The organism is Microbacterium sp. JZ101, assembly GCF_053903175.1.
Window position 1 is genome coordinate 1,757,931 of the sequence record NZ_CP096400.1, and the last position, 24,836, is coordinate 1,782,766.

The window sequence follows — 24,836 nt, forward strand, 5'->3', positions numbered from 1 at the left end:
GCCGTCACGTCGAGCAGCTCAGTCGAGCAGCTCCACGCTGTCGCCGAGGCGGACGGTGCCGCCTCCCTCGGCGGGCAGCAGCAGGATGCCGAGGGTGGGCTCCGCCTGGCCGAAGACGCGGGTGAGGGTCTTCAGGAGCGGGGCGTCCCGCTCTCCCGAATCGGGGTCGGCGTGGATCGCGAGGCAGCGGATGATCGGGCGCTGCACCGCGAAGACCACCTCCCCGATCCGCACGCGGCCACGCCAGTCGAGCTCGCTCCACGGCTCGAGACCGTCGACGACGATGTTCGAGCGGAAGCGGCGGTCGTCGACGACGGCGTCCGGAGTGACCTCGTCGACCGCGCGCACCGACGGGCGACCGTGCAGCGACACGAAGCCGCGCGGCCGATCCTGGAAGCGCGACGTCCGACCATCCCCCACGAGGACGAGCGGCAGGCGGCCACCCCGCTCCAGGCGCCGCCCGTCGGGCGTCGACAGGACGAACCGCGCGATCCGCTCGGAGGCCTCGCGTCGCCCCTCGGCATCCAGCGTCGTCTCGAGCACGAGCTCGTCATCCAGGCGGACGGAGAGCCGACCGAGGTCCTCGTCGAAGCGCAGGCGGAGGCGCGCGAGGGAGGGGAAGTCCATGAGCGCGAGACCCTTGGACTTCGGCCAGTAGTCCAGTCCGTCATGCTCCTCGGGCGTGGCCGCGTCCGCGAAGCGGAAGGCCAGCACGCGATCGCCCTCGATGCGGCCGTCGGCCTGGACGACGAGGGCGTCGCGCTCCTCGGCGGTGAAGCCCTTGACGGGGTGACGGTAGAGCGCGGAGACGTGGGGCACTCCCCGATTCTGCCGCGTCCGGGCGAGGGCGCGCGACCGGAGAGCGCTTGCCGAGAGCCGACGCCACCCTGGCCGCGCGTGCCCGCCCCTCCTCGGAAGGACTAGGCTGTCCCCGATACGCGTGCATCGGCCCGACCGGGCTCCGGCACGCCTCGTCCCGTTTCCGCGGCACGATCTGCCCGCCAGACGAAAGGTCACCTGTGGCTGTTCACGACCAGGATCCGTACTCGCAGGGTGCGCACGACAGCGACCCGGAGGAGACCAGCGAGTGGCAGCAGTCCCTCGACGAGCTGGTGGACGTCAAGGGCCACCAGCGCGGCCGCGAGGTCATGCTGAGCCTCCTCCAGCGCTCGAAGCAGCTGCGTCTCGGTGTGCCCATGGTGCCGACGACCGACTACGTCAACACCATCGCGCCCGAGGACGAGCCCGAGTTCCCCGGTGACGAGGAGCTCGAGCGCCGGTACCGCCACTGGATCCGCTGGAACGCCGCGATCACCGTGCACCGCGCGCAGCGCCCCGGCATCGGCGTCGGCGGGCACATCTCGACGTACGCATCGGCGGCGTCGCTCTACGAGGTCGGGTTCAACCACTTCTTCCGCGGCCAGGACCACCCGTCCGGCGGCGACCAGATCTTCTACCAGGGCCACGCCTCGCCCGGCGCCTATGCGCGCGCCTACCTCGAGGGCCGCATGAGCGAGGCGCAGCTCGACGCGTTCCGCCAGGAGAAGTCGGGCGCGCCGAACGGCATCCCGTCGTACCCCCACCCGCGCATGATGCGCGACTTCTGGCAGTTCCCCACGGTGTCGATGGGCCTCGGCCCGATCAACGCCATCTACCAGGCGATGACGAACAAGTACCTCGCCAACCGCGGGATCAAGGATGTCTCGGACTCGCACGTCTGGGCTTTCCTCGGCGACGGCGAGATGGACGAGGTGGAGTCGCGCGGTCAGCTCCAGGTCGCCGCGAACGAGGGCCTCGACAACCTCACGTTCGTGATCAACTGCAACCTCCAGCGTCTCGACGGCCCGGTCCGCGGCAACGGCAAGATCATCCAGGAGCTCGAGAGCTTCTTCCGCGGCGCCGGCTGGAACGTCATCAAGGTCGTGTGGGGCCGCGAGTGGGACGACCTGCTCGCGCGGGACACCGACGGCGCGCTCCTGAACCTCATGAACGTGACGCCGGACGGCGACTTCCAGACCTACAAGGCGGAGTCGGGCGCCTACGTGCGCGAGAACTTCTTCGGCCGCGACCCCCGCGCGCTCGAGCTCGTCAAGGACCTCTCCGACGACGACGTGTGGCGCCTGCGCCGCGGCGGCCACGACTACCGCAAGGTGTACGCGGCCTACAAGGCGGCCATGGAGCACAAGGGCCAGCCGACGGTCATCCTCGCGAAGACCGTCAAGGGCTACGGCCTCGGCCCGCACTTCGAGGGGCGCAACGCGACGCACCAGATGAAGAAGATGACGCTGGACGACCTCAAGCTGTTCCGCGACACGATGCAGATCCCGGTGTCCGACGCTCAGCTCGAAGCCGACCCGTACCGCCCGCCCTACTACCACCCGGGTGCGCAGGACGAGACCATCCAGTACATGCTCGAGCGCCGCCGCGCGCTCGGCGGCTTCCTCCCCGAGCGCCGCAGCACGCACATCCCCCTCAACATGCCCGAGGACAAGGACTACGCGTTCCCGAAGAAGGGGTCGGGCAACCAGGAGGTCGCCACGACGATGGCGTTCGTCCGGATGCTCAAGGACCTCATGCGGGTCAAGGGCTTCGGCAACCGCATCGTGCCGATTATCCCCGACGAGGCGCGCACGTTCGGCATGGACTCGTACTTCCCGTCGGCGAAGATCTACAACCCGAACGGCCAGAACTACACCTCGGTCGACCGCGAGCTGCTCCTGGCCTACAAGGAGAGCCCGCAGGGCCAGATCATGCACGTCGGCATCAACGAGGCCGGCGCCGCCGCGGCCTTCACCGCGACCGGAACGTCCTACGCCACGCACGGCGAGCCGCTCATCCCGGTCTACATCTTCTACTCGATGTTCGGGTACCAGCGCACGGGCGACGCGTTCTGGGCGGCCGGCGACCAGCTCGCGCGCGGGTTCATCATCGGCGCGACCGCGGGCCGCACGACGCTCACGGGCGAGGGCACGCAGCACGCGGACGGCCACTCGCCGCTCCTCGCGTCGACGAACCCCGCGACCCTCACGTACGACCCGGCCTTCGGCTACGAGGTGTCGCACATCGTGCAGGCCGGTGTCGAGCGCATGTACGGCGGATCGCACCCCGACCCCGACGTCATGTACTACATCACGGTCTACAACGAGCCGATGCGCCAGCCGGCCGAGCCTGCCGACGTCGACGCAGAGGGCATCGTCAAGGGCATCCACCGTGTCTCGGTCGGCACGGGAGACGGTCCGCGCGTCCAGCTCCTCGCGTCGGGCGTGGGCGTGCCGTGGGCGCTCGAGGCCCAGGAGCTCCTCAAGAGCGACTGGGGCGTCGTCGCCGACGTGTGGTCGGTGACCTCGTGGTCGGAGCTGCGCCGTGACGGCCTCGCCGCCGACGAGCACAACTTCCTCCACCCCGAGGAGGAGCCGCGCACGGCGTACCTCACGCAGAAGCTGCAGGGCGCCGAGGGGCCGTTCATCGCGACGAGCGACTACATGCACGCCGTGCAGGACCAGATCCGGCAGTGGATCCCCGGCCCGTACTACACGCTCGGCGCCGACGGCTTCGGCTTCGCCGACACGCGCGCCGCGGCTCGCCGGTTCTTCAAGATCGACGGCCCGTCGATGGTTGTGCGCGCGCTGCAGTCGCTCGCCGACCAGGGCGCCGTCGACCGCTCGGTCATCGGGCAGGCGATCGAGAAGTACCGCATCCACGATGTGACGGCCGGCACGTCCGGCAACGCAGGCGGAGATTCCTGAACCGCGTGAGCGGAACGGCAGACGGCGGGGCCCCCGGCAGGCGGGGCCCCGCCCCTGTGTCGACGGAGGAGAGGGCGACGATGGACAAGGCGGCGACGCTGGCGTGGCTGCGCCGCATCTCCGGCGACGTCGCCACCGCCGTGCTGCAGCGCCTCGAGGAGTCGCTGCCCTGGTACACCGAGATGCCTCCGGCTCGTCGGTCGGCTGTCGGGCTCGTCGCGCAGGCCGGGATCAGCTCGTTCATCGAGTGGTACGAGGATCCGACGAGCACACCCTCGATCGCCGCGGACATCTTCGACGCGGCCCCGCGCGAGCTGCTGCGCAGCGTCAGCCTCCAGCAGACCCTGCAGCTCGTCCGCGCGACCGTGGATGTCATGGAAGAGCGCGTCGTCGGACGCGGCGAGCAGCTGCGCGAGTCGATCCTCCTCTATTCGCGGGAGGTCGCGTTCACGGCGGCCGACGTCTACGCCAGGGCCGCGGAGTCGCGCGGACTCTGGGATGCCCGACTCGAGGCGCTCGTGGTGGACTCGATCCTCACGGGCGAGACCGATGAGGAGCTCCCGAGCCGCATCGCGGCGCTCGGCTGGCACGGACACGGCGAGGTGTCGGTGCTCGTGGGCACCACTCCCCCGCTGTTCGACGTCGACCAGGTGCGGCGCACGGCGCGCAAGCTCGGGGTCGACGTGCTCATCGGCGTGCAGGGCTCGCGCCTCGTGCTCGTGCTCGGCCGTGCGCACGCCCCCGGCAAGGAGCAGTCGGAGCCGAACGGCGAGCTGAGCTTCGTGGAGATCGCCGATGCGCTGGAGCCCTGCTTCGGCGCCGGGCACCTCGTCCTCGGTCCGGCCGTCCCGGCCCTCGTCGACGCGAGCCGCAGCGCCCGCGCAGCCCTCGCCGGCTTCGCCGTCGCACGTGCGTGGCGTCATGCGCCGCGCCCGGTCGAGGCGGATGACCTCCTTCCGGAGCGCGCGCTCGCGGGCGACCCGCTGGCGAAGAAGACCCTCATCGAGCGGATCTTCCGCCCGCTCGAGGCGCACTCGACCGACCTCGTCACGACGCTGTGGAGCTACCTCGACAACGGGCGCTCGCTCGAGGCGACCGCGCGGGAGCTGTTCGTGCACCCGAACACCGTGCGCTACCGCCTCAAGCGCGTGAGCGACGTGATCGGCTGGGACGCGACCGGCCCGCGTGAGGCGCTCATCCTGCAGACGGCGCTCATCCTCGGCTCGATCGGCCCCAAGGATGCTGTCCGGCGCCCGGTCCGCCGCCCGCGCGACGGGCGACGATGACCATCCGAGGTGTCCGCCACGCACAACGGATCCGAGGATTCTTGTGACGATCTCGCCAGCGAGCCGCCGTTCAGGTTGGCATGATGGTCAGGTGATCGTCGCCGCATTCCCCGGACAGGGGTCCCAGACGCCCGGATTCCTCAGCCCCTGGCTCGAGCTCGACGGGGTGCGCGAGCGCCTCGAGGCCGCCTCCGACGCCGCTCAGGTCGACCTCATCGCGGCCGGAACGGAGTGGGACGCCGACCGCATCCGCGACACGCGGGTCGCTCAGCCGCTCATCGTCGCAGCGAGCCTCGTCTCGTACGAGGCCCTGCAGGCGCGCGCGTCCGCCCCGGGCGGGGTGGCCGGCCACTCGGTCGGCGAGATCGGCGCGCTCGTCGCCGCCGGCGTGATCGGATTCGAGGACGGCATGCGGCTCGTCGGCCTGCGCGGCCGCGCGATGGCCGAGGCGGCCGCCCAGGCGGAGACGGGCATGAGCGCTGTCGTGGGCGGCGTCGAGGAGCAGGTGCTCCAGGCGATCGCCGACGCGGGCCTCGAGCCCGCCAACTACAACGGCGGCGGGCAGATCGTCGCGGCCGGAGCGACGGACGCTCTCGCCGCCCTCGCCGCGTCCGCTCCGCGTGGAGCGCGGGTCATCCCGCTTCAGGTGGCCGGCGCCTTCCACACCTCGTACATGGCTCCCGCCACGGGCCCGCTGCAGGAGGCCGTCGAGGGGATCGCCGAGGTGGGCGATCCCGCGCTCCCTCTCTGGACCAACAGCGACGGCACGACGGTGGCGACCGGGCGCCGTGCGCTCGAGCTCATCGTCCACCAGGTGAGCCACCCGGTGCGGTGGGACCTGTGCATGACATCGTTCGCCGACGCGGAGATCTCGGGGCTCATCGAGCTCGCGCCCGCGGGCGCTCTCGTCGGGCTCGCGAAGCGCGGGCTCAAGGGCGTGCCGACGGTCGCGGTGAAGACGCCGGATGATCTCGACGCGGCAGCGGCGCTGCTCGCGTGAGTGAGGAGAAGAAGAGCAGGATGACGACCCCCACGCTGAAGGAAGCCACCGGCAGCGCCCACTCGCGCATCTACGCCTACGGCGCCGCGCGCGGCCAGAACGCCGTGCCCAACGACGACCTCGTCGGGCCGATCGACTCGAGCGACGAGTGGATCCGCCAGCGCACCGGCATCATCACGCGCGTGCGCGCCGACAAGGCGACGACGGCCGTCGAGCTCGCGGCCGACGCGGCGACCGAGGCCATCCAGCGCTCGGGCGTCGATCCCTCCGAGATCGACCTCGTCATCGTCGCCACGATCAGCAACCCGCGGCAGACGCCATCCGTCTCGGCGATCGTGGCCGACCGCGTCGGCGCGAACCCGGCCGCGGCGTACGACATCAACGCCGCGTGCGCGGGCTTCTGCTACGCGGTGGCGCAGGCCGACGCGCTGATCCGCTCGGGCGCGGCGCGGTACGCGCTCGTCATCGGCACGGAGAAGCTCAGCGACATCGTCGATCCCACCGATCGCTCGATCTCGTTCCTCCTCGGCGACGGTGCGGGTGCCGCCCTGCTCGGCCCGAGCGAGACGCCCGGGGTGTCCCAGACCCTGTGGGGCTCCGACGGGTCGAAGTCGGAGGCCGTGCGCATGAACGCGACGCTCACGGCGTTCCGCGACGGCGAGGCGGAGTGGCCGACGCTGCGCCAGGAGGGCCAGACGGTCTTCCGCTGGGCGGTGTGGGAGATGGCGAAGGTCGCCAAGCAGACGCTCGAGGCGGCAGGCGTCGAGCCGTCGGACCTCGCGGCGTTCATCCCCCACCAGGCGAACATGCGGATCGTCGACGAGTTCGCCAAGCAGCTCGGGCTGCCCGACACGGTCGCGATCGCTCGTGACATCGCCGACACGGGCAACACGTCTGCCGCGTCCATCCCGCTCGCGACGCACCGCCTGCTCGAGGAGAACCCCGAGCTCTCGGGCGGTCTCGCGCTCCAGATCGGCTTCGGTGCGGGGCTCGTCTTCGCCGCTCAGGTCGTCGTCCTGCCCTGACGTTCCACGGATCGGGCCGCCTCCGCCTCTAGACTGATGGGCGGTTCCCGACCCGGATTCTGATCACCCAACCCTGAAAGAGAGAAACCCATGGCATTCACGAACGACGAGGTCCTCGCCGGACTGGCTGAGCTCATCACCGACGAGACCGGCATCGACGCTTCCGAGGTCGCCCTCGAGAAGTCGTTCACGGACGACCTCGACATCGACTCGATCTCGATGATGACGATCGTGGTCAACGCCGAGGAGAAGTTCGGCGTGACCATCCCCGACGAGGAGGTCAAGAACCTCAAGACGGTGAAGGACGCCGTCGACTTCATCACCGCCAACCAGTGAGGCTTCCGGGCGTCACGCCGCGCGGTTGCGCCGACTCGGCGTGACGCCCGATCTGCACTTCCGAGGAACACAGGGAACCAAGCCATGACCAAGCGCATCGTCGTCACGGGCCTCGGCGCGTCGTCCGCCATCGGCGGCAACGTCGAGGACAACTGGCGCAATCTCCTCGCAGGCGTCTCCGGCGCCCGCACGCTCGAGCACGACTGGGTCGAGAAGTACCAGCTCCCGGTGACCTTCGCCGCTGAGGCGATCGTCCGGCCCGAGGAGGTGCTCCCCCGCCACGAGGCCAAGCGCCTCGACCCCTCGACGCAGTTCGCGCTCATCGCGGCACGCGAGGCCTGGGCGGACGCCGGCGAGCCCGAGGTCGCGCCCGAGCGCCTCGGCGTCGACTTCGCGACCGGCATCGGCGGCGTGTGGACGCTGCTGGACGCATGGGACACCCTGCGTGAGAAGGGCCCCCGCCGCGTCATGCCGCTCACGGTGCCCATGCTCATGCCGAACGCGGCTGCCGGCAACCTCTCGCTCCAGTTCAACGCGAAGGCGTACGCGCGCACGGTCGTGAGCGCCTGCGCATCGAGCACGGAGTCGCTCTACAACGCCTACGAGCACCTCCAGCAGGGGCTCGCCGACGTCGTCATCGCCGGCGGCGCCGAGTCGGCCATCCACCCGATCACGGTGGCCTCCTTCGCCTCCGCGCAGGCTCTCTCGCGCCGGAACGACGATCCCGCAACGGCATCGCGTCCGGGCAGCATCGACCGCGACGGCTTCGTCATGGGCGAGGGCGCGGCCGCGCTCGTGCTCGAGACCGAGGAGCACGCGAAGGCCCGCGGTGCGCGGATCTACGCGTACCTCGTGGGAGGCGGCGTCACCGCGGACTCGTATCACATCACGGGCAACGACCCCGAGGGCTGGGGTGCGGCGCGCGCCGTGCAGCAGGCTCTGGAGGTCGCGGGCGCTCAGCCCGACGACGTCACCCACATCAACGCGCACGCGACCTCGACGCCGGTCGGCGATCCGAACGAGTACGTCGCCCTCAAGCGCGTGTTCGGCGACCGCATCGACGAGATCCCCGTCTCCGCCACGAAGGCGTCCACCGGGCACCTCCTCGGCGGCACGGGCGCTCTCGAGGCGGTCTACACGGTGCTCGCGCTGCGCGACCGCGTCGCTCCGCCGACGATCAACATCACCGAGCAGGACCCCGAGGTGCCGTTCAAGCTGTCCGGCGAGCCTCAGCCGCTCGGTGACGGCCCCCAGCTCGCGATCAGCAACTCGTTCGGCTTCGGCGGACACAACGCGGTCATCGCGTTCGCCTCGTACGACGGCTGATCCCACAGCGGACAGCGAGACGCCCCAGGAGTTCTCTCCTGGGGCGTCTGCAGTCTGCGGACGGCGGGACGCGGTTCCCGCCGCGGGCTCAGCCGACCTGGTGCAGCCACACGACCGGCGAGTCGTCGCCGGCGGTGCGGAAGGCCTCGAGCTCCTGATCCCATGCGCTGCCGAGGGCGACGTCCAGCTCGCGACGGAGCTCGAACGGGTCGGAGCCCGCGATCTCCATCGCGTAGCGCACGCGATCCTCGGGGATCACGACATTGCCCGCCGAGTCCATCTGCGCGTAGTGGATGCCGAGATCGGGCGTGTGCATCCAGCGGCCGCCGTCACTGCGCGGAGTGGGATCCTCCGTGACCTCGAACCGGAGGTGCTCCCATCCGCGGATGGCGGTCGCGAGGGCGGCGCCGGTGCCGGCGGGACCCTCCCAGTAGTACTCCGTGCGACGCGCGCCGTGCAGCACCGGCTGGTCCTGCCACTCGAAGTTCACGGCTCGGCCGAGAGATCGGCCGACCGCCCACTCCAGGTGCGGACACAGCGCTCGTGGCGCCGAGTGGATATAGACCACTCCGCGCGCGATGGGTGTCGCCATGATCTTCTCCGTTCGTCAGGTGCGTCTTCCCCTACGACCTGACCGGGCGATCCGGCGATTCCTCTTCAGTTCTCCCTGCATTATGACCCGCCCGCGCGTCAAATCACAAGCGTGTCGTTCCATCCGCCCGCCTCGCTGTCACCGATGGTCCCATGCGCATCCGATGATGCACTGCTGTGCGCGGAGTGCGCACTGCTGTGCTCTATAGTGGGCGGAGCTTTCGAAGGGAGCTGTTCAATGACGAATCAGGCGACGACGCCGCCCTCCACCACCACGACCGCGCTGCCGCTCGGCACCCAGCTGCTGCGACGGAAGTCGATCGACGCGATCCTCTCCGACAGCGAGGGACACGACCCGGGTCAGAGGCTCCGCCGATCTCTCGGCGTGTGGCAGCTCACGATGATCAGCGTGGGAGCGACGCTCGGCACCGGCATCCTCGTCGTCCTCGGCACGGCTGTGCCCATGGCGGGGCCGGCCGTGTGGATCGCCTTCCTTCTCGCAGGCGTCGCGGCGTTCCTCTCCGCCCTGTCGTACGCCGAGATGGCCGGGGCCGTGCCGGTTTCCGGCTCCAGCTATTCGTATTCCTACGCGACCATGGGCGAGGGCATCGCCTGGGTCTGCGGCTGGTGCCTCGTCCTCGAGTACGGCGTGTCGGTCGCCGCGATCGCGGTGGGAGCCGGCCAGTACGTGAACGACACCCTCCTGATCTTCGGGATCGAGATACCGGCCATGTGGATGCAGCCTCCGGGTGCGGGCGGGGTCTTCAACGTGCCGGCCGCGGTCGTCGTGCTGCTCGGGACGGTGCTCCTCCTGCGCGGCGCCAAGGAAGCCGCGTGGGCCAACACGATCATGGTCATCATCAAGATCGGCATCCTCGTGCTCTTCATCGTCGTGGCGTTCACCGCATTCCAGGGCGGCAACTTCGAGCCCCTCGCGCCGATGGGCGCCGCCGGCATCGCGGCGGGCGCGTCGCGGCTGTTCTTCTCGTACATCGGGTTCGACGCGGCCTCGACAGCGGGCGACGAGGCGAAGGACCCCCGGCGCGACCTTCCGCGGGCCATCATCATGTCCATGGTCATCGTCACCGGGCTCTACATGCTCGTCGCGATCGCCGCGATCGGCGCGAAGCCGTGGACGCAGTTCAGCGATGCCGAGGCGACGCTCGTCGGCATCCTCGTCGACATCACGCACCAGCCGTGGATCGCGCTTCTCTTCGCCGTGGGTGCGGTCGTCGCGATCATGAGCGTCGTGCTCACCGTCCTGTATGGCCAGACCCGCATCCTGCTGACGATGTCGCGCGACGGCCTCGTGCCATCCGTCTTCGGCCGCGTCTCCGAGCGGACGCGCACACCGGTCGCGAACACGCTCATCGTGGGCGTCGCGATCGCCGTGACCGCCGCGCTCATTCCGCTCGGCCAGCTTGCGGACGCGACGAGCATCGGCACGCTCTTCGCGTTCGCGCTCGTCAACCTCTCGGTGATCTACCTTCGACGCAACCGCCCTGACCTGCAGCGGACGTACCGCGTTCCGCTTTACCCTGTGGTGCCCGTCCTCGGCTTCCTCTTCTGCCTGCTGCTCATGGTGACCCTCGGGCTCACCACCTGGATCGTCTTCGGCGCCTGGCTGGCCGTCGGCGCCGTGCTGTACCTCGCATACGGACGTCGGAACTCGCGCGTCGGCCTGCTCACGCAGGACGAGTACGCCTCGAGCGCGACCGCGGCGACGTACACCCTCAAGCGCCGTGCGCGCCGGTAGGTCAGTCGCCGTGCGTCTCGGAGGCCTTCGGCGATCCGACGCCCGGCTCGAAGACGGAAAGCGTGAACCGCGCGGGGGCCGTGCCGGGGTTGGCGTACGCATGCGGCGCGTCGCCCGAGAAGGCGATGACATCGCCGGTAGCGAGCGGGTGAGTCTGCTCGCCGACCGTGACCTCGATGTCGCCGTCGAGCACCTGCAGGAGCTCCTTCGTCCCGGTCGCGTGCTCCTCGCTCTCGTGCCGTTCTCCGGGCTGCAGCGTCCAGTCCCAGAGCTCGAGCACGTCGGGCGACTCGGTTCCCGACAGGAGGACACCCACCCCTCCCCTGTCGCCGCGCCAGAGAATCGATCCCTCGCCCCTGCGCGTCACCTTCACGGCGGCGACCTGCGGATTCTCCACGAGGGCGGGCAGCCCGATGCCGAGCGCCTGGCTGATCCGGAGCAGGATCCCGACGCTCGGGTTGGTCGCGCCCTGCTCCACGTTCACGAGCATGCGACGGCTCACGCCCGCGGTCTCAGCGAGCGCGTCCAGAGTCCAGCGGCGGGCCTGCCGCTCCTGGCGCACGCGCGCGCCGATCGCCGCAGACAGGGCCGTCGTCGTCACATCCATACCGTGCACCATACTGCACCGAAGCCCCATTCCCTCGACAAGGAGCCACATTGAGCACCTCGACATCCGCGACGCGCATGCACGAGATCACCGCCGAGAACCGCAAGGTCGTCGACCTCGTGCTGAGCTACTCCCGCGAGCGACTCCTCGCGGAGGACACCCCCCTCGACAAGCCGCAGACCGAGGCGGCACTCGACGCCCTCGTCGGACAGACGATCAGCGAGGAAGGCCTCGGCGCCGAGCAGGCCCTCGCGCACTTCACGGAGACGCTCGCGCCCGCGTGCATCACGACAGACGACCCGAGCTACCTCTCCTTCATCCCGTGTGCGCCGACGAAGGCGGCCGCCGCATTCGACGTCGTCGTGTCGGCGAGCGGGCTCTACGGAGGGTCCTGGCTCGAGGGCGCCGGCGCCGTCTACGCCGAGAACCAGGTGCTGTCGTGGCTCGCAGCGGAATTCGGCCTGCCCGCGACCGCCGGCGGGGTCTTCGTGCAGGGCGGCACGCTCGGCAATCTCTCGGCACTCGTCGCCGCGCGGGAGTCTGCGCGCTCGGCGGGGCGCACGGTTGCCCGCTGGAAAGTCGTCTGCAGCGAGGAGGCGCACTCCTCGATCGCATCGGCGGCCCGGGTGATGGACGTCGACGTCGTGGGTGTCGCGCCCGATGCCGACGGAGTCCTGCGCGGCGACGCCGTGCGGGCGGCGCTCGACGAGCACGGCGAGAGCGTGTTCGCCGTCGTCGCCACGACGGGCTCGACGAACTTCGGCATCGTCGACGATGTGGCGTCGATCTCCGAGGTGACGCGCGCACGGGGCATCTGGCTCCACGTCGATGGCGCGTACGGCCTCTCGGCGATGCTCGCGCCATCCCATCGCCACCTCTTCGCGGGCGTCGAGCATGCGGATTCGGTGATCGTCGACCCGCACAAGTGGCTCTTCGCGCCGTTCGACGCGTGCGCGCTGATCTACAGCGACCCCGAGAAGGGGCGCCGTGCGCACACTCAGCACGCCGCGTACCTCGACACGCTCACCGAGAAGGCCGACTGGAGCCCGTCGGACTTCGCTGCCCACCTGACGCGCCGCCCGCGCGGGCTCCCGCTCTGGTTCTCGCTCGCCTCCTACGGCGCCGCCGCGTACCGCTCGGCCATCTCCGCGTCCCTCGAGCTCGCGCAGGAGATCGCCGACGAGATCGAGCGGCGTCCGTATCTCACGCTCCTGCGCCGCCCGCAGCTCTCGGTCGTGGTGTTCGAGCGCGACGGATGGTCGAAGGATGATTACGAGGACTGGTCCGCTCGCCTGCTCGACGAGCAGCGGGCCTTCGTCACGCCGAGCGGGCATGAGGGGCGGACGAACGCCCGCTTCGCCATCATCAACCCGCGCACGACCATCGAGGCGCTGCGCGGCATCCTGGATTCGATGGCGGGCTGATCACTCCGCCGGCGCGACCGCGCGAGACTCCCGGACCAGATCGAGGATGGCCGGTGCTCCGGCTTCGATGAGCGAGAGCGTCTCCTCGAAGTCGGAGCGGTCGCCGTACCAGGGATCCGTGACATCGCGAGTCTCGGCACCGGGGACGAACTCCATCCACAGACGGTTGCGCGCGGGGTCCGCGCCCTGGCGCAGAAGCGACGCGCGGTGAAGCTCCGTCATCGCGAGCAGCAGGTCGGCGTCGAGGTCGTCATGGCTCACGACCTGCGCGGTCCGGGTCGGGACCGGATAGCCGCTCTCGGCGAGGACGGATGCCGCACGCGGGTCGATCGGGTTTCCGAGCTCCTCCGCGCTGATGCCGGCTGAGCGCAGCGTGACGTCGATCCCGGCGGATGCGAAGCGGTCGCGCAGCACGACCTCCCCCATCGGCGACCGGCAGATGTTCCCCGTGCACACGACGACGATCGTGCGGATCATGCGACTCCCTGTCTCTCGGCTCACGACGCGAATCTAGTGCATGCCCGGCGGCTCCGTTCGCGGATGCTCGCTGCGCCGCGCGGAGACGTCAACCCCATCGACACATCCCGCGGTGTCCGCGACCCTCGAGACATGGCAGAGACGGTTGCTCGGAGCCCGCGACGTCACGACGTCATCGTGATCGGCGGCGGAAACGGGGGCATGTCGCTCGCTGCGCGACTGCGGAAGCGCGGATGCCCGGACGTCGCGCTCATCGAGCCGTCGGCGCACCATGTCTACAAGCCGCTGCAGAACTACGTCGCCGGCGGTCTCGCTCGGCGTGACGAACTCGTGCGGGCGCAGACCTCACTTGTCCCCCAGGGCGTGCGCCTCTATCCGTCGGCGGCGCAGCGGGTCGATGCGGGCCGCCGGGAGGTCATGCTCGCGGACGGCACGGTCCTCGTCGCTGGGGATGTCGTCATCGCGTGCGGCGCCGAGACCGACTGGGAGTCGCTCCCGGGCGCGCGGCGGGCGCTTCGAGACGGCATCGCTTGCACATCGTTCGAGCTCGAGCATGTCGAACGCACCTGGGACAGGATCCGCGCTCTCGACCGCGGGACGGCCGTGTTCACGCTGCACGGGCAGCCCGCCTCGGGTCGGGAGACCGCGCTGAAACCTCTCTTCCTGGCCTGCGACCACTGGCGACGCCGGGGCGTGCTCAGCGACCTCCGGGTCGTGCTCGTGCACGACGCCGACCGCCTCCATCCCGTCGACGAGATCGCTGGGGCCATCCGGACGGCGATCGACGACTACGGAGTCGAGGTCCTGGCCTCGACCCGCGTCGAGAGCATCGAACAGGACGCGCTGGCCGTCGACGGACCCGAGGGAACAGCTCGGATCGCAGCGGACCTCATCCATCTGCTCCCGCCGTACCGCGCTCCCGCCTTCGTCGGCGAATCGGGGCTCGCCGGTGAGCAGACGCAGGGATTCGTCGACGTGGACCCACGCACCCTGCAGCACCGCGACCATCCGCACATCTGGGCACTCGGCGACGCGGCCGACCTCGGCGATGCCCGCACGGGCGGCGCACTCCGTCACCAGGTCAAGACGGTGGTCAAGAACATCCCTCGGCGCCGCTCCGGTCGGCCGCTGCTCGAGTACGACGGCTATACCGTCGCACCCATCACGACGTCGCGGCGCGCACTCGTGTTCGGCGAGTACGACAGCCGCACTCACCGCGTCATGCGGACCATCCCGCTGCTCGACCCGCTCCGGCCGCGCCCGTGGTGGTTGGCACTCGATCGGTGGGTGCTCCCCCAGCTGTACTGGCACGGCATCGTCCGCGGGAGAGTCTGAGCGCCACCCGTCGAGATGGGGCACATGACCCACGCACGACGCCATGCGGGAGTAGGGCGGGTCGGACTTGAACCGACGATCGTTGGGTTATGAGCCCACTGCCTTAACCAGCTTGGCCACCGCCCCGTACAGCCCTAGAGCCTATCGCGCGTCGAGGCCCGAGCCCTCGTCGCGGTCTCGCGGCCCGTTGCGCCGCGAGAGGAGATCCTCGGGGTCGCGCGCCGCGCGCAGCGCGTCCAGCGCCGACGACCCGCTCTGGCCATCCGCTCGGTCGCCGTCCGCGCCATCCGAGCCGCGTCGGATCGACAGCTCCTGGCTCTCGCTGACGACCTGCGGATGGTGCCGCGCGAGGAGGAAGACGCCGAGCGACGCGACCGCTCCGACCACGACGAAGACGATGAGCGCCCACAGCGGGGCATTCGCCGCCTCGCCGAGGACGATCGCGCCGATGAGCACCGCGACGATCGGGTCGATCACCGTGAGGCCGGCGATCACGAGGTCGGGCGGCCCCGACGCGTACGCGGTCTGCACGAAGTACCCGCCCGCGGCAGCGGCGGCGACGAGCGCGACGATGCAGAGCCAGACGGTCCAGTCCACGTCGCCGGCCTGGAAGCGCTTGATGACGATCTTCGCGAGCGTCGCGACGAACCCGTAGAGCGCGCCGGCCGCCGTGATGTAGAAGAGCGCGCCGATCCGGCGGCGCAGGATGAGCCAAGCCGCGCCGAGAAGGATGATCACGGCGAGCAGGATCGCGAGCACCACGAGCAGCTCGAAGTCGGTGATCGAGCGCTCGGTCGCGAAGAGCGCCGCGACGAGCACGAAGACGAGGATGCCGCCGACACACAATCCGATGGCGGTGATCGAGTTCCGGGTCGGCATGTGACCCGTGATCTGCGCGTTCAGCAGGGTCGTGATGACGAGGGAGATCGCTCCGAGCGGCTGCACGACGATGAGCGGCGCGACAGCGAGCGCGCTCAGCTGGCAGATGATCGCGACGCCGAGCAGGATCGTCCCGATGATCCACGACGGGCGGGACATGAGGCGCAGGAGGTGCGCGGCCCCGAGGCCTGCGCGGCCCTCGGCGCCGGCGAGCCGCTCGACCTTCTTCACGCCGCGGCTCTGGTACTGGGCGCCGAGCGACATGAAGACGGCACCCGCGATCGCGAGCGGGATGCCGAGCAGCAGGCCGGGGTTCTCGAATGCGCCGACGAGCTGCTCGCCGATGTCCGCCGCTGCCAGGCTCATGGCCTCCGAGGTTCCCCAGGTCACCCACCGAGACTAACGCCCGATCGCGCCGACTACCCTGAAGGGATGGCCGTTCTGCCGATTCGCATCTGGGGCGATCCCGTCCTGCACGCCCCCGCTTCGCCCGTCGACGAGATCACCGACGAGATCCGCACGCTCGTCCGCGACATGTACGAGACCATGGACGCCGCGCCCGGTGTCGGCCTCGCGGCGCCGCAGGTCGGCGTCGGCCTGCGCATCTACACCTACACGTACGAGGACGACGACGGGAACCCCTGGCGCGGCGAGATCATCAACCCCGAGCTCTGGATGGTTCCGCTCGAGCCGGGCGACCCCGACGAGGACCTCGAGTCGGAGGGCTGCCTCTCGTTCCCCGGCGAGCGCTTCCCGCTGCGCCGTTCCGACCGGGTCGTCGTCACGGGGATCGACCTCGAGGGTGCTCCGGTCCGCATCGAGGTCGACGGATGGCGCGCGCGCATCATGCAGCACGAGTTCGACCACCTCGAGGGCGTCGTCTACGTCGACCGCCTCTCCGAGCGGGACTGGAAGACGGCGCAGAAGATCTCGAAGAAGCGCGGGTGGGGCCGTCCTGGCGTGAGCTGGATGCCCGGCGTCGACGACCTCGACGCCTGAGCGCCGCCGCGCGGAAGGGCTCTTCCGAGCCTGCTCGCTTTGCGCGAGGATCGAGGCGACGCGTAGCGTTCTGAGTGGGGTGCGGGCGTGAGGCTTCTGGTGCCCCGACCTACGCACACAGGAGAGTGACCCCATGATTCGCACCAACCCGACCCATCGCGTCCTCGTCGCGGGCGCCGCCGTCGCCCTGGCCTTCTCGCTCGGCGGGTGCTCGAGCATCGCCAACCTGCTCAACGGCGAGACCGCCGCGCGCGACGAGGAGACGCAGGAAGTCACCGAGGGCGGCACGGTCGACGTCTTCTCGCTCGAGGTCGGCGACTGCACCGGCGCCACCGCCGAAGGCGAGGTGACCGACATCGAGGTCGTCCCGTGCGACGAGCCGCACGACTCCGAGGTCTACCACGAGTTCGAGATGGAGGACGGCGAGTGGCCCGGCGAGGCCGCCGTCGACACCGCGGCGGAGGAAGGCTGCACGGGCGAGGCGTTCGAGGCCTTCATCGGGCTCCCCTACGACCAGTCCGAGCTCTACGTGACCTACCTCACGCCGCTCGAGGACACGTGGAGCGACCCCTCGGTCGCCGACCGGCTCATCCAGTGCATGGCCTACATGCCCGGCGAGGAGCTCACCGGAACGCTGCGCGACTCCAACCGCTGAGCGCAAGGGCGTTTCGCTCGCCCCCATGCCCGCCTACGGTGGGGCGCATGGCCTCGCACCATCCGCGCCCGCCGCAGGCGGCACCATCCGCCCCCATCGAGGACTACGCGCTCGTCGGCGACCTCCACACCGCGGCGCTCGTCTCGCGGACGGGCAGCATCGACTGGCTCTGCCTGCCGCGCTTCGACTCCTCATCTCTGTTCGCCGCGCTCCTGGACGACGAGCGCGCGGGCCGCTGGTCTGTCCGCCCTGTCGACGAGACGGCGACGTCGAGACGCTCGTACATCGACGACACCTTCGTTCTGCGGACCACCTGGCAGACGCCCGACGGCGAGGCCGAGGTGCTCGACTTCATGCCGCTCGGCGACAGCCGGCCCAATCTCGTGCGGCGCATCCGCGGGCTGCGCGGCTCGGTCGCGTTCTCGGAGCGGTTCGCGGTGCGATTCGACTACGGCGCCGCGCTTCCCTGGGTCCGTCAGATCGAGTACGGAGACCGACCCGCGATCCTCGCGACAGCGGGGCCCGACTCGATCATCCGGCGCGGGCCGCGCGTGCGGGCGCAGGGGCTCGAGCACCGCGGTGAGCACGCGGTGTCTGAGGGTCAGACGATCGACATCGTGCTCACGTGGTACCCGTCGCATCGTCGTCCGCCGAAGCCGCTCGACGTCGACGCAGCGCTCGATCTCACACTCGACTGGTGGCGCGAGTGGGCGCGACGCAGTGCGCCACCCGCCCCGTACGCGCAGGAGGTGCGACGCTCGCTGCTCGTGCTCCGGGCGCTCACCGACGAGGACACCGGCGGCATCTCGGCGGCCGCCACGACGAGCCTGCCCGAGACCGAGGGCGGCGTGCGCAACTGGGACTACCGATACGTCTGGCTGCGCGACGCGGCGCTCACGATCGCCGTGCTGCTGACGCACGGCTACCGCGAGGAGGCGGAGGAATGGCGCGGATGGCTGCTGCGCGCCATCGCCGGGGATCCCGCGGATGTCCAGATCATGTACGGGATCGGGGGCGAGCGCCGCCTGCCGGAGTTCGAGCTCGAAGGACTGCGCGGCCATGGCGGCGCTCGACCGGTGCGCATCGGCAACGGCGCATACCGGCAGCGTCAATGGGACATCTTCGGCGAGGTCATGGTGGCGCTGCACGGCGCTCGCGTCGCAGGCCTTGAGGAGACAGCCGCGTCGTGGCCGCTGCAGCGGGCGCTGCTGGCGTTCCTCGCCGACAACTGGCAGCGGCCCGATCACGGGATCTGGGAGATCCGCGGCGACGAGCGGCACTTCACGCACTCCCGCGCGATGGTCTGGGCCGCCTTCGATCGCGGGGCGCGCGGTGTGCGCGAGTTCGGCCTGCCCGGTGACGCCGACCGGTGGCAGGAGCTCGCCGACACCATCCGCGCGGAGATCCTCGCGCGCGGATTCGACGAGCGGCGCGGCTCGTTCCGGCAGCACTACGACACCGACGAGGTCGACGCCGCGCTGCTCCAGCTGCCGCAGATCGGATTCCTCGCTCCGGACGACGAGCGCATGACGGGCACGGTGGCCGCGATCGAAGAGGACCTCATGGCTAACGGACTGCTGCTGCGCTATCGGACCTCGTCCGGGGTCGACGGTCTCGCGGGTGAGGAGCATCCGTTCCTCGCGTGCTCCTTCTGGCTCGTCGAGCAGTACGCGGGATCGGGGCGCCTCGAGGACGCCGAGGCGCTCATGGCACGAGCGCTGGAGGCCGTCAACGACGTGGGCCTGCTCGCCGAGGAGTACGACCCCGTGCGCCGTCGGCAGATGGGCAACACCCCGCAGGCGCTCTCCCACCTCGCGCTGGTCCGCGCCGCGGACGCGATCGACATCGCGCGGCGCGGGCGCGACGACGTGGCCCCGCACGTGCGCGGCGAGAGCGAAGGCGATGCGGAGGCGACCGGCACGCGCGAGAAGGAGCCGACGCCCGCCGAGGCGCGCGAGAGCTCGGGGACGCCTCTGCCCGCTCGCGACCCGGTCGAGTGACGGGTCAGCCCGCCGCGGTCCCCCATCCGTCGGGGCCCGCGCTGCCGGCCGCATAGTCCTCGAGCGGCACGCGACCCTCGCGCCACGCGTCGAGAACCGGGGCGACAATGCGCCAGCACTCCTCCGCGATGTCTCCGCGGACCGAGAGCAGCGGGTCGCCGTCGAGGATGCCCTCGAGCACCTGCCCGTACGGGAGGAGGTCGCCGGGGGCCTTGTCGGTGGACAGGCGCGTCTGCTCGAGGGTGAACGGATCGCCGCTCCCGTTCATGGAGAGGTCGAGGGCGACCTCGCCCGAGAGCAGGTCGAGCACGATGCTGTCGCTCTTCGGCTCGCCGATGAACCCCGGGATCTCCGGCGCCGGCTTGAAGCGGACGGTCACCGTGGTGCGATCGGCCGAGATGGCCTTTCCCGACCGGAGGACGAACGGCACCCCGCGCCAGCGCGGCGTGTCGACGGCGCACGTGATCTGAGCGAGCGTCTCGGTCTCGCGGGCCGGGTCCACACCCTCTTCATCGACGTAGGACGGGAGGTCCCGCTCCCCCACGCGCCCGGCCGTGTACCGCGCGCGCTTCGACGCGGCGACGGGGTCGTCGTCCCAGACGCGGGTGCTGCGCAGCACCTGCGCGATGTTGGAGCGGAGCTCGGCCTGGTCGAGTCGCGGGAGCGGCTCCAGCGCGACGAGCGACAGCACCTCGAGCAGGTGGCTCTGGAGCATGTCGACGAGGGCGCCCGCGCTGTCGTAGTACCCGCCACGGCCCTCGAGCGCGAGCGTCTCGTCGAAGACGATCTCGACGCGCTCGACATGCTCGGCACGCCATGCGCCCTCGAGCACGCGATTCGCGAACCGCAGGCCCAGCACGTTCAGCACCATCGACATCCCGAGGAAGTGGTCGATGCGGAAGATCTGCTCCTCGGGGACGAGCAGCGTGAGCAGGCGATTGAGTCGCCTCGCGCTCTCGAGGTCGGTGCCGAACGGCTTCTCGAGAGCGAGTCGCGTGCCCTCGGGCAGCTCGACCTCGCGCAGCGCCTCGCAGACCTTGGCGCTCACCGCGGGCGGCAGCGCGAAGTAGATGACGGGCGTGTGCGCGCACGCATCGAGGAGTCGCTTCAGGTCCTCGGCGCTCGTCGCGTCGGCGGGGATGTACTCGGTGGAATCGAGGAGCGCGTCGGGGTCGGCTCCGACGTCGGCGGCCTCGAAGCTCGTGCGGACGATCTCGTCCCACACATCGCTGCGGTCGTCGAGGCCCGCCCCGATCACCTGGACGTCGTACTCGCGTCGGGTGAGAAGGCTCGCCAGCCCGGGCAGCAGGAGCCGCTTCGTGAGATCGCCGCCTGCGCCGAGGATGAGGATGCTCGCACTCGTCTTGGTCATGCCTGCGACGCTATCGAGAGCGCGCCACGCGCGTCGAGGGGTTGCATGAGCGTGTCGGTTGACGCCGAGCGTGTTCGCTGGCGCCGAGCGTGTTCGCTGGCGCCGAGCGGGGCGGCGTCGGTGCGGCGCTCGGCGCGGGTTCGGCACATGGAGCGGGCGTGCGGCGCTCGGTGCGACGGCACGGGGCCGGCCGGAGACTCCCGACCGGCCCCGCATCCGCGCGCGACGTCAGCCGCAGCTGGTGGCCTCGGTCGGGATGTCGCGCTGCACCTCGACCTGCTCTCCGTCCACGGTCGCCGTCGCCGTGACCGTCAGCGAGCCCGCGTCGACCTGCGAGTGCCGCGTGTTGATCGCGGCCGACCTCGCGGCACCGGGATCGACGGCGCCCAGCTCACGCCGTCCGAACGCGGACTCGACGACGAAGGTCGCCGCGACATCGTCCTCGTTCACCACCCGCACGGTCTGCATGATCTGCTTGCCGGCCAGGCAGCGGTCGAGCACCTCGACGGAGAAGGCGAGCGCGTCGTCCGCCGCGAACGCCCAGTTGTCCACCTCCAGCAGATCCGCGTCCGCTGCCGCGCCATCCGCCCCGGCGAACACGAAGAACACGTCGTGCTCGCCGGTCGCGCCGGTGACCGGCGCCTCGACCGTCGTCCACTCCCCGAGCGTGCCGTCGACGGGGATCTCAGCGACGACCTGTCCGTCGACATCGTCGAGACGCACCTGGACGCTGGCGCCTTCGACGAGCGGCTTGACCCGTGCGGACACCGTCTTCGCCCCGTCGCCGAAGTCGACGCCGGCGACCGCGGCGAAGTCGCCATCGTTCACGTCGGCGAGCAGCATGTTGCCGCCGCCGTTGTGCTCGGGGAACTCCACGGACGGGGCGTCGGCCTGCTCGGTGCTGATGCCCAGCTGCCACGCGAGCGTCTCCGCCTCGAAGGTGCGATACGGATCGAAGCTCTCGACCTGATCGACGCCCGCGCGCGTGCCCTGGACCGGCTTGATCGTGCCGTCCTCGTTGAACTCGAGCTTGTCGATGTGGACCGAGCGGTATCCCTGGGTGGCACCCGGCGTGCCGAGCGCCGCGGCCCACGCGGCACCGCGGGTCTGGGCGTGGTAGGTGAGGTACGTCTCGCCCTTGAACGTGAACATGTCGGAGTGGTTGTTGCCGCCGTTGCCCGCGCCGAAGTGCACGGCGGGGTTCTGGAACGCCACACCCGCGTACTTCGCGGAGGACAGGTCCATCGGATCGTCCGTCATCATGTACGCGATCGCTCCGCGCTCGGGGTACTTGCCGGGCTCTGGCGTCACCTGGAAGTTCGACGAGTACGAGTAGTAGTACCGGCCATCGTGCTTGAACATGCTCGAGGCCTCGAAGATGCCCGGGGCGTCGATCTCGACGGGGTCGCCGGCGAGCGTCACCATGTCGTCTTCCAGCTTGGCCACGCGCGTCGACTTCGGGTTCTGGGGCCCCTGCTGGTTGGGGCTCGTGCCGATGACAGAGTTGCCGCCGAAGTACAGGTACCCCTGACCGTCGTCGTCGATGAACACCTCGGGGTCGAACAGCCACATGCCCGCGGGGAAGCCGCCGTTCGCGATGTACTCCGGTGAGACCGTGTCGGGGATGATCTTCTTGCCCACCGGGTCCGTCCAGGGGCCGAGCGGCGACCCTCCGACGACGACCGCGGTCCCTGTGCCGCTGTCGCAGAAGTAGAGGTAGACCTTGCCATCCTTCTCGATGGCGGCGGGCGCCCACGAGTTGCGCGCCCACGGAGCCGCACCTCCCTCGCGCGCGATCGGAACGCTGCCGTGGTCGACCCAGTTGACCATGTCGCTGGTCGACATGACGTTCAGACGGGTGATCGCTCCGTAGCCGTTCGGCTGAGTCGGGAGTCCGTTCGCGTCCTTGCTGTTCGCCTCGTACTGCTGGCTGTCGTCCGTGGAGTAGATGTAGAGCCGGCCGTTGTAGATCAGGTGGTGCGGATCGGCCCCGAACTTGTGTCCCACGAGGGGGTTGTGGTCGCCGATCGGCTTCGTCTGGACCGACTCCAGGTTCGTGTACGCCGGCGCCTCAGGCGCGTCGGCGATCTTCACCAGCGAGAGCTCGTCGACCTTGAAATCCTGAAGGGCCGACGACCCCCACGGCGTCTCGACGAAGAACCACGAGGCTGCGACGTGGCGATCCTCGGCCGTGAACTCCCGCGTGAACGTGCCCCACTGGCCCTTGGTGAACGAGTTCCCGTAGTCGACGCACCCGTTGAAGTTCGACGGGCAGAACGTGAAGTTGAACTGCTGTGCGGCGGCGCCCTCGTCGTACTTGAGCTTCCCGGTCATGCGGTACGTCGCGCCGAGCTCGAGCTTCCCCGCGACGTCGGCGAACGGACCCGACTGGGTGTTCTCGCGATTGGTCACCGAGAGGGAGTGCGCGCCGCTCGCCGCGTCGTCGCTGAGGGCGAGCGTGCCACCGCGCTGGCTGGTCCAGCCGGAGGCGTCCTCCACGAATCGCCCATCCGGCAGGAGGCTGCCGGGAACGGCGGGCGGCTCCGGCGCGGTGCCGAGTTGCGCCGGCACGGGCGCCGCGATCGCCTCCGGCGCCGCATAGGCGACCTGGCCGGCCAGCGTGACCGACGACGCGATCAGCGTCGCGATGCCGAGAGCCGCCGCTGCGCGGCGGCGCCGCCCGCGGGAACGGATGTGTCGTGATCTCACTTGCTGCACTCCTTTGTCCATGGTGGATGTCACGGGGGTCGTGCCTCGCGCATGGCCCGAGAAGGCGCACGAAGGCAGCGGGATCCGGAGATCCCGCAAGCGGTTCAGGCGCCGAAGTGACCCTCGCGACGGATCGATATCGTTTTCGTTGACGGCACTTCTGCACCCTCCTCCTCGAGGTGCACACGACCGCGTCGGCGCCTGCCTGGATGTTACCGGGAACAATGCGCGCGGAGCAAGCCTCGAACAATGCGTGGGGAGCAAGCCTCCGCGAGGCCGATTCCCCCGGGATGCGGGTCACGCGCTGAAGCGCCGAGGGCAAAGGGAAAGGGCCCGTCCGATGGACGGGCCCTTCTCAGCTCCCCGGCTTGGACTCGAACCAAGAACCTGCCGGTTAACAGCCGGCTGCTCTGCCAATTGAGCTACCGAGGATCACTCGCCGCCCCGCGGGGCAACTCCCCTAGCTTAGCAAACGCGCGAGCGCACACGGAAACCGAGCCGTGCACGCGGGCGTGTCGTCACGCGATGAGCAGCGTCTCGGTGCTCTTCATGCCCGGCGTCCAGTCCAGATGCTCGGCGTCGCCGGCGGCCACCACGTGCCCCGAGCGCAGGATGAGGCGATCGGCGTCGAGCTCGCGCGCGAGGTCCGCATCGTTCGTCACGAGCAGCGCGGCCATCCCCCACTCCTGCTGACGGTGGATGATCGCGTCGAAGATGACGTGCCGCACCTCGAGCCCGATGTTGGCGAGCGGCTCGTCGGCGATGAGCACCCGCGGATCGAGGATGAGCGCGCGCGCGAACGCGACGCGCTGGCGCATGCCAGCGCTCAGCTCGTACGGGAACTTCGACGCCGCGCCGAGCGGCAGGTGCATCTCGTCGAGCAGCGCAGCCACGCGCACCGCGAGGGCCCGCTGATTCACGCGCCGGTCGCGTGACGTGATCGGCTCCGTGATGACCTCGGAGACGGTCAGGCGCGAGGGCAGGGCGGCTCCCCCGCCCTGCGGCACGTAGCCCGTGCGATACGTCAGCACGCGGTGCGCGCGACCGGGGCGGCGCACCGAGATGCCCGTGACGAACGCGTCACCTCCCGACACGGCGATCGAGCGGTCGCGCGTCCCGGCGAGGACGGACGCCAGGCTCGACTTGCCCGAGCCGGTCGGGCCCGAGACGCACAGCGTCCCGCCGACGGGAAGCGTCGCGGTCACGCCGTCCACGGCGCGGATGGCCTGGCCGCGGCCCGAGCGGGACACGCTCAGGTCGACGCAGCGGACGGCGTTCTCGGTGTCGTCGGGCACGCGCATTGTTCCATCCTG

At 70.3% G+C, this 24,836-nt stretch carries 20 protein-coding genes and 2 tRNA genes; 12 read left to right on the plus strand and 10 right to left on the minus strand.

Annotation, left to right across the window (positions count from 1 at the left end):
• Window positions 1–18 precede the first annotated feature (18 nt).
• Entirely contained in the window at window positions 19–819 is an 801-nt protein-coding gene (locus tag M1D56_RS08210; protein WP_456285195.1) for an MOSC domain-containing protein, read from the minus strand.
• 200 nt (window positions 820–1,019) lie between these two features.
• On the opposite strand from M1D56_RS08210, the gene aceE reads away from it, so the two are divergent.
• The 6 genes from aceE (at window position 1,020) to M1D56_RS08240 (ending at window position 8,719) form a co-directional block, all read left to right on the plus strand.
• Entirely contained in the window at window positions 1,020–3,746 is a 2,727-nt protein-coding gene (aceE, locus tag M1D56_RS08215; RefSeq protein WP_282977756.1) for a pyruvate dehydrogenase (acetyl-transferring), homodimeric type, read from the plus strand.
• A gap of 80 nt (window positions 3,747–3,826) precedes the next feature.
• Window positions 3,827–5,032: a PucR family transcriptional regulator gene (locus tag M1D56_RS08220; RefSeq protein ID WP_456285196.1), complete on the plus strand. Its 1,206-nt coding sequence runs from the start codon at window positions 3,827–3,829 to the stop codon at window positions 5,030–5,032.
• Window positions 5,033–5,123: 91 nt separating this feature from the next.
• Window positions 5,124–6,032: an ACP S-malonyltransferase gene (locus tag M1D56_RS08225; RefSeq protein ID WP_456285197.1), complete on the plus strand. Its 909-nt coding sequence runs from the start codon at window positions 5,124–5,126 to the stop codon at window positions 6,030–6,032.
• Between the two features lie 20 nt (window positions 6,033–6,052).
• Window positions 6,053–7,057, plus strand: coding sequence for a beta-ketoacyl-ACP synthase III (locus M1D56_RS08230; protein WP_271171875.1), 1,005 nt, complete (start codon window positions 6,053–6,055; stop codon window positions 7,055–7,057).
• A 90-nt stretch (window positions 7,058–7,147) separates the two neighbouring features.
• Window positions 7,148–7,393 (plus strand): acyl carrier protein, encoded by a 246-nt coding sequence (locus tag M1D56_RS08235; protein WP_271171876.1) that lies wholly within the window; start codon window positions 7,148–7,150, stop codon window positions 7,391–7,393.
• An 84-nt stretch (window positions 7,394–7,477) separates the two neighbouring features.
• On the plus strand, window positions 7,478–8,719 hold the full coding sequence (locus M1D56_RS08240) for a beta-ketoacyl-[acyl-carrier-protein] synthase family protein (RefSeq protein WP_456285198.1): 1,242 nt from the start codon (window positions 7,478–7,480) through the stop codon (window positions 8,717–8,719).
• A gap of 88 nt (window positions 8,720–8,807) precedes the next feature.
• On the opposite strand, the gene M1D56_RS08245 is transcribed toward M1D56_RS08240, so the two are convergent.
• On the minus strand, window positions 8,808–9,311 hold the full coding sequence (locus M1D56_RS08245; RefSeq protein WP_271171878.1) for a DUF3145 domain-containing protein: 504 nt from the start codon (window positions 9,309–9,311) through the stop codon (window positions 8,808–8,810).
• Between the two features lie 237 nt (window positions 9,312–9,548).
• Between M1D56_RS08245 and M1D56_RS08250 the strand changes: the two genes are divergently transcribed.
• Window positions 9,549–11,066, plus strand: a complete 1,518-nt coding sequence (locus M1D56_RS08250) for an APC family permease (RefSeq protein WP_456285199.1) — start codon at window positions 9,549–9,551, stop codon at window positions 11,064–11,066.
• 1 nt (window position 11,067) lies between these two features.
• On the opposite strand, the gene M1D56_RS08255 is transcribed toward M1D56_RS08250, so the two are convergent.
• Window positions 11,068–11,673: a helix-turn-helix domain-containing protein gene (locus M1D56_RS08255; RefSeq protein WP_456285200.1), complete on the minus strand. Its 606-nt coding sequence runs from the start codon at window positions 11,671–11,673 to the stop codon at window positions 11,068–11,070.
• Window positions 11,674–11,750: 77 nt separating this feature from the next.
• On the opposite strand from M1D56_RS08255, the gene M1D56_RS08260 reads away from it, so the two are divergent.
• Complete coding sequence (locus M1D56_RS08260) at window positions 11,751–13,097, plus strand: pyridoxal phosphate-dependent decarboxylase family protein (RefSeq protein ID WP_456285218.1); 1,347 nt, start codon at window positions 11,751–11,753, stop codon at window positions 13,095–13,097.
• Here the strand turns inward: M1D56_RS08260 and M1D56_RS08265 are convergent, their stop codons facing one another.
• A complete protein-coding gene (locus M1D56_RS08265) occupies window positions 13,098–13,574 on the minus strand; it encodes a low molecular weight protein-tyrosine-phosphatase (protein ID WP_456285201.1) in 477 nt (158 codons plus the stop codon).
• A 132-nt stretch (window positions 13,575–13,706) separates the two neighbouring features.
• Here M1D56_RS08265 and M1D56_RS08270 point away from each other — a divergent pair, with 132 nt between their 5' ends.
• Window positions 13,707–14,909, plus strand: coding sequence for an NAD(P)/FAD-dependent oxidoreductase (locus tag M1D56_RS08270; protein ID WP_456285202.1), 1,203 nt, complete (start codon window positions 13,707–13,709; stop codon window positions 14,907–14,909).
• A 52-nt stretch (window positions 14,910–14,961) separates the two neighbouring features.
• On the opposite strand, the gene M1D56_RS08275 is transcribed toward M1D56_RS08270, so the two are convergent.
• Window positions 14,962–15,035, minus strand: a tRNA-Ile gene (locus M1D56_RS08275).
• 15 nt (window positions 15,036–15,050) lie between these two features.
• Window positions 15,051–16,154 (minus strand): DMT family transporter, encoded by a 1,104-nt coding sequence (locus M1D56_RS08280; RefSeq protein WP_456285219.1) that lies wholly within the window; start codon window positions 16,152–16,154, stop codon window positions 15,051–15,053.
• 66 nt (window positions 16,155–16,220) lie between these two features.
• Here M1D56_RS08280 and def point away from each other — a divergent pair, with 66 nt between their 5' ends.
• From def to M1D56_RS08295, 3 genes are all read left to right on the plus strand, one after another.
• Window positions 16,221–16,787 carry a peptide deformylase gene (def, locus tag M1D56_RS08285; protein ID WP_271171882.1) on the plus strand — a complete coding sequence of 189 codons (567 nt, stop codon included), beginning with the start codon at window positions 16,221–16,223 and terminating at the stop codon, window positions 16,785–16,787.
• A 133-nt stretch (window positions 16,788–16,920) separates the two neighbouring features.
• The gene (locus tag M1D56_RS08290; RefSeq protein ID WP_456285203.1) at window positions 16,921–17,442 is read left to right on the plus strand and encodes a septum formation family protein; all 522 of its coding nucleotides are present in this window, start codon (window positions 16,921–16,923) and stop codon (window positions 17,440–17,442) included.
• A 47-nt stretch (window positions 17,443–17,489) separates the two neighbouring features.
• On the plus strand, window positions 17,490–19,442 hold the full coding sequence (locus M1D56_RS08295; protein WP_456285204.1) for a glycoside hydrolase family 15 protein: 1,953 nt from the start codon (window positions 17,490–17,492) through the stop codon (window positions 19,440–19,442).
• A 4-nt stretch (window positions 19,443–19,446) separates the two neighbouring features.
• On the opposite strand, the gene M1D56_RS08300 is transcribed toward M1D56_RS08295, so the two are convergent.
• From M1D56_RS08300 to M1D56_RS08315, 4 genes are all read right to left on the minus strand, one after another.
• On the minus strand, window positions 19,447–20,814 hold the full coding sequence (locus tag M1D56_RS08300; RefSeq protein ID WP_456285205.1) for a glucose-6-phosphate dehydrogenase: 1,368 nt from the start codon (window positions 20,812–20,814) through the stop codon (window positions 19,447–19,449).
• Between the two features lie 228 nt (window positions 20,815–21,042).
• On the minus strand, window positions 21,043–23,523 hold the full coding sequence (locus tag M1D56_RS08305) for a family 43 glycosylhydrolase (protein WP_456285206.1): 2,481 nt from the start codon (window positions 23,521–23,523) through the stop codon (window positions 21,043–21,045).
• Window positions 23,524–23,882: 359 nt separating this feature from the next.
• A tRNA-Asn gene (locus tag M1D56_RS08310) sits at window positions 23,883–23,955 on the minus strand.
• Between the two features lie 86 nt (window positions 23,956–24,041).
• Window positions 24,042–24,824, minus strand: a complete 783-nt coding sequence (locus M1D56_RS08315; protein ID WP_456285207.1) for an ATP-binding cassette domain-containing protein — start codon at window positions 24,822–24,824, stop codon at window positions 24,042–24,044.
• Window positions 24,825–24,836: the final 12 nt, after the last annotated feature.